Here is a 4083-nt window from a genome sequence, read left to right as displayed (position 1 = left end):
GGCGCGACGGCGGCGGGACATTCTTCTTCTTCCTTACTTAGGACGCTTGGCGCCGTAGTGCGAACGACGCTGCTTGCGGTCCTTGACCCCTTGGGTGTCGAGCACGCCGCGCAGGATGTGGTAGCGGACGCCCGGAAGGTCCTTCACCCGGCCGCCGCGGATGAGCACGACGGAGTGCTCCTGCAGATTGTGGCCTTCGCCAGGGATGTAGCACACCGCTTCGATGCCGGTGGTCAGGCGCACCTTGGCGACCTTACGAAGCGCCGAGTTCGGCTTCTTCGGGGTGGTCGTGTACACGCGGGTGCAGACGCCGCGACGTTGGGGGCAGCCCTTCAGGGCCGGCACCTTATTACGCGACGGCTTGTCCTGCCGAGGCTTACGGATGAGCTGGTTGACTGTAGGCATCTAATCTCTGCTCTGGAGGCGTGTGCCGTTTGGCCGTGGCGCCTCGAAAAAGGGTTCGGTTTGTCTCTGGTCTCAAGGCCGCCCGCTGAACGCAAAAACTCGCCGGCGCGCGATCTCTAGCGTTCCGGCGGGCCTGACCGTCCGTTTCGGGATGGCCGCTCATCGGGACAGAGGAAGAATCCCCGGCCTCGAAAGGAGCGCGGTTCATACTCGCCAAGCCCCGTCTCGTCAACGCTTGCGAAAGAAAGGCCGCCCCGCCCTCCCCCACGCCTGGTTTGCGCCACGAAAAGGCCGCGCGCCGCGCCGAGCCTACGGTGAAGTTTGCAACCTTCAGGGGCGGGATGGCCAGGACGGATCGCCGAACCCTGCCGAGCGTGGTCCTGGTCTCGGTCCTCGCCCACCTGGGCGTGCTGGCCCTGCTGGCCATAGCCCATCCGACCCTGCGTCAGGCCCAGGCCCCGCCGGTCTTCGAGGTCAGCATCGCCCCGCTGGTCATGGCGCCTCGCCGGGAGCGCCCTGCCCCGGCCGCCAGCCGCCCCCTGCGTCCCCGCCGTGCGCTCACGCCCGACGAGACCTCGCCCGTGGCGCCGCTGGTCACCCCGAACGCGCCGGGCCGGGCCGAGGCGACCCCGCGTCATCCCGCGCCCTTGCCGCCCGGTCCCAAGGACAATCTGAGGAACACCCTGCGCCGCAGCGCCGCCGGCTGCGCCAACGCCAATGCGGTGATCCTGGACAAGGCCGAGCGCGACGACTGCGACGAACGCTTCGGACGCGGCGCCAAGACCGCTGAGTTCATCGAGCCGCCCATGTCGCGCGACAAGCGCCGGGCCTTCGACGCCGCGGCCGAACGCAAGGCGGCCTACCGCGCCTACAAAGAAGGTAATGTGCCCTCCGGCCTCAGCCGGGGCGGCTCGCCGAGCGAGGTTCCAAACCCCTTCCCAGAGGTCTGGAAGCCGCACAACTGACGGCGTCGTCAGTCGAAGATATCGAAGATGTCGAAACCGCGCTTCTTCTTGCGATGGTGATAGTCGTCATCGTCGTAGCGGTGGCGCTTGGCCTCGCCGTCATAGGGATGGCTGCGCTTCCAGTCGTCCGGGTCGCGGTGGAAGGTGTCGATCTCACGGTCGAACCGCTCGCGGGCCTGGACGTCGGCCTGCCGGACCTCGCGCCCGCCCTCCAGGATCTTCTCCAGCTCGCCGCGGTCGAGCCAGACGCCCCGGCAGCTCGGGCACATGTCCAGTTCCACACCGGAGCGGGCGACGTTCTGCATGGAGACGTTGCAGTTGGGGCAGAGCAGCAGCGGCACGTGGGGATCCTCCGGTTGTGACCTGGTTCATCTAGGGCATTGCGGGCGCAGGACAATGGCCGCCCGCCGCAATCTCGCCGTGCCTTGACGAGAGGCGCGGCGTGGAGAACATATCAGGAACTTTGACGGTGAAGGAGTTCCCCCATGGCCGACCTCGCCCAGGCTCGGGCCTACGTCCTTGGCGCCGCACGGTTGATCGACCGGCGCTGGTTCGCTGTCCTGTTCGACGGCGGCGACCCCGGTCTCGTGCTGAAGGCCCTTTCCGGCTACCAGAACGGCGACGGCGGCTTCGGTCACGGGCTCGAACCGGACACCCGCACGCCGCGCTCCCAGCCGCTCAATGTGGAAGTCGCGCTGCAGTACATGGCCGACGCCGGCGTGGCGGACCTGACCATGGCCAAGGCGGCTTGCGACTTCCTGGAGCGGGTCAGCGCGCCGTCCGGCGGCGCGCCCATCCTGCTGCCTGGCTTCGAGGCGGACGCCCACGCGCCGCACTGGCGCGGCTACGCCAGGCCGCCGGAGCTCGTACCCAACTCCGGCATTGTCGGCCTGCTCCATAAGCTGGGCGTGGAGCACGGCTGGCGGGAGGCGACCACCGAACAGATTTGGCGCTGGATCGACGACGAAGGATTGGGGGGCCATGACATCCTGGACGCGGCCATATTCCTTGAAAGCGTTCCGGACCGGCCGCGGGCGCACGCCGCTGCCGCGCGGTTGGCGACCGCCCTGCCCCAGGCGCAATGGTTCAAGGCGGACCCCGCGTCGCCCGGCTACGGAGTCACGCCGCTGTGGTTCGCCCCGACGCCCGACAGCTTCTGCCGCCCGTGGTTCGAGGACGCCCTCATCGAACGCCATCTCGACCACCTGGCCGCCGACCAACAGGCCGACGGCGGCTGGCCCGTCTCCTGGGTCCCGCCTGGTCCTGCGTCGGTCTTGGAGTGGCGCGGCGTCCAGACGCTCAAGGCGCTCCGGACGCTGAAGGCGTATGGGCGGATCTAGAGCCACAACGCCATGAACACGGTCCCGGGCGGGGTGGGCGCGTAGTAGGGGCCGACCTCGGCGAAGCCCATCTGGCCATAGAGGCCGATCGCCGAGGTCATGGTCGCCAGGGTGTCGAGGCGCAACTCGCTGTAACCGATCTTCCGCGCCTGCCCGACGATCGCCTGGGCGAGGGCGCGCCCAAGGCCCGTTCCTCGGGCTTCCGGGGCAAGGTAGAGGCGCTTCATCTCGCAGCAGCCTTCAGCGGCCAAGGGCCTCAGGCCAACGCAGCCCAGCGCCTGGCCAGCGGCGTCGCGCGCCAGGAGCAGCTCGCCGCGGGGCGGCGCGTACTTGCCCGGCAGGGACGCGAGCTCCACGGCGAAATCCTGATATCCCAGATCGATCGGGAGCGACCTGGCATAGGCCTCGAACAGGGCCGCCGTCGCTTGCAGGTCATCCGGCGTTCGGACCGGACCGATCCTCACGGCAAGCGGCTCCCTGACACCCGCTCAATGCGGATCGCGTCGAAATCGACGTCCTCGAGGCAACGGACATTGATGGCCCAAAGGTGAGGCGCGGTCCGGGGGCGTCGGAACGGCAGGATTCCGCAATGGGGGCAGAAGTAGTCCGTGGCCTGGCGGCTGTTGAACTCGTAGGTGGCGAGTTCGTCCAGGGGGGTGAGCAATTCGAACTGTTGCTCCTCGACCCGATGGATCAAGGCGCCTCGGCGGCGACAGATCGAGCAGTCGCAGACGCGGACATGGTCTATCTCGGCGTCGACCGCGAACCGGACCTTGCCGCAGTGGCAGCTTCCCAAATACCTCGGCAACCTGGCGGCCTCGATGCTGGTGATTTGACGCCAAGCCTAGCTCGCCATCACCCCAAAGGAAAACGGCCCGGGATTGCTCCCGGGCCGCTTCTTACGCGCACAGACCGAGCTCTATTAGCCTTAGACCTTCTCGGCCTCGGCTTCGACGGCGATGACTTCCGGCAGGGGTTCCATGGCCTCCTCGCGGCTGGCCGACAGGGCTTCGTCGCGCTTGGCGGCGATGCGCTGCAGGTTGCGCAGGTAGGACCCGGTGCCCGCCGGGATCAGGCGGCCGACGATCACATTTTCCTTCAGGCCTTCCAGGGTGTCGCTCTTGCCCTGGACCGAAGCCTCGGTGAGGACGCGGGTGGTTTCCTGGAACGAGGCGGCCGAGATGAAGCTGCGGGTCTGCAGCGACGCCTTGGTGATGCCCAGCAGGACCGGTTGGGTGATGGCCGGACGGCCGCCACGGGACTCGGTCTTGGCGTTCTCCTCGTTGATCTCCGACATGTCCAGGTGATCGCCCTTGAGCAGGCCGGTGTCGCCCGGCTCGAGGATCTCGCCCTTTTGCAGCATCTGACGAACG

Annotated in this window: 6 protein-coding genes and 1 pseudogene; 2 read left to right on the top strand and 5 right to left on the bottom strand. The window is 68.0% G+C overall.

What is annotated here, in order from left to right; all coding sequences use genetic code 11:
- Window positions 1–33 precede the first annotated feature (33 nt).
- A complete protein-coding gene (rpsL, locus tag Q8Q77_RS00035; RefSeq protein ID WP_254836833.1) occupies window positions 34–405 on the bottom strand; it encodes a 30S ribosomal protein S12 in 372 nt (123 codons plus the stop codon).
- A 341-nt stretch (window positions 406–746) separates the two neighbouring features.
- Here rpsL and Q8Q77_RS00030 point away from each other — a divergent pair, with 341 nt between their 5' ends.
- Entirely contained in the window at window positions 747–1370 is a 624-nt protein-coding gene (locus Q8Q77_RS00030; RefSeq protein ID WP_305579893.1) for a hypothetical protein, read from the top strand.
- A gap of 8 nt (window positions 1371–1378) precedes the next feature.
- On the opposite strand, the gene Q8Q77_RS00025 is transcribed toward Q8Q77_RS00030, so the two are convergent.
- Entirely contained in the window at window positions 1379–1711 is a 333-nt protein-coding gene (locus Q8Q77_RS00025) for a zf-TFIIB domain-containing protein (protein WP_305579891.1), read from the bottom strand.
- 144 nt (window positions 1712–1855) lie between these two features.
- On the opposite strand from Q8Q77_RS00025, the gene Q8Q77_RS00020 reads away from it, so the two are divergent.
- Entirely contained in the window at window positions 1856–2710 is an 855-nt protein-coding gene (locus Q8Q77_RS00020) for a hypothetical protein (RefSeq protein ID WP_305579889.1), read from the top strand.
- Here the strand turns inward: Q8Q77_RS00020 and Q8Q77_RS00015 are convergent.
- The 3 genes and pseudogenes from Q8Q77_RS00015 to Q8Q77_RS00005 all read right to left on the bottom strand — a co-directional run.
- The gene (locus tag Q8Q77_RS00015) at window positions 2707–3174 is read right to left on the bottom strand and encodes a GNAT family N-acetyltransferase (protein WP_305579887.1); all 468 of its coding nucleotides are present in this window, start codon (window positions 3172–3174) and stop codon (window positions 2707–2709) included. The two genes, Q8Q77_RS00020 and Q8Q77_RS00015, sit on opposite strands and share 4 nt — an antisense overlap.
- Window positions 3171–3518, bottom strand: a complete 348-nt coding sequence (locus Q8Q77_RS00010; protein ID WP_305579885.1) for a GFA family protein — start codon at window positions 3516–3518, stop codon at window positions 3171–3173. The genes Q8Q77_RS00015 and Q8Q77_RS00010 overlap by 4 nt, the downstream gene beginning before the upstream one ends.
- Window positions 3519–3638: 120 nt before the next feature.
- Window positions 3639–4083, bottom strand: a pseudogene (locus tag Q8Q77_RS00005) (DNA-directed RNA polymerase subunit beta'); the annotation flags it as partial.

Origin of the sequence: Phenylobacterium sp. (genome assembly GCF_030698145.1) — a bacterium.
Taxonomy (GTDB): domain Bacteria; phylum Pseudomonadota; class Alphaproteobacteria; order Caulobacterales; family Caulobacteraceae; genus Phenylobacterium.
This window is presented reverse-complemented; position numbering and strand designations above follow the sequence as displayed.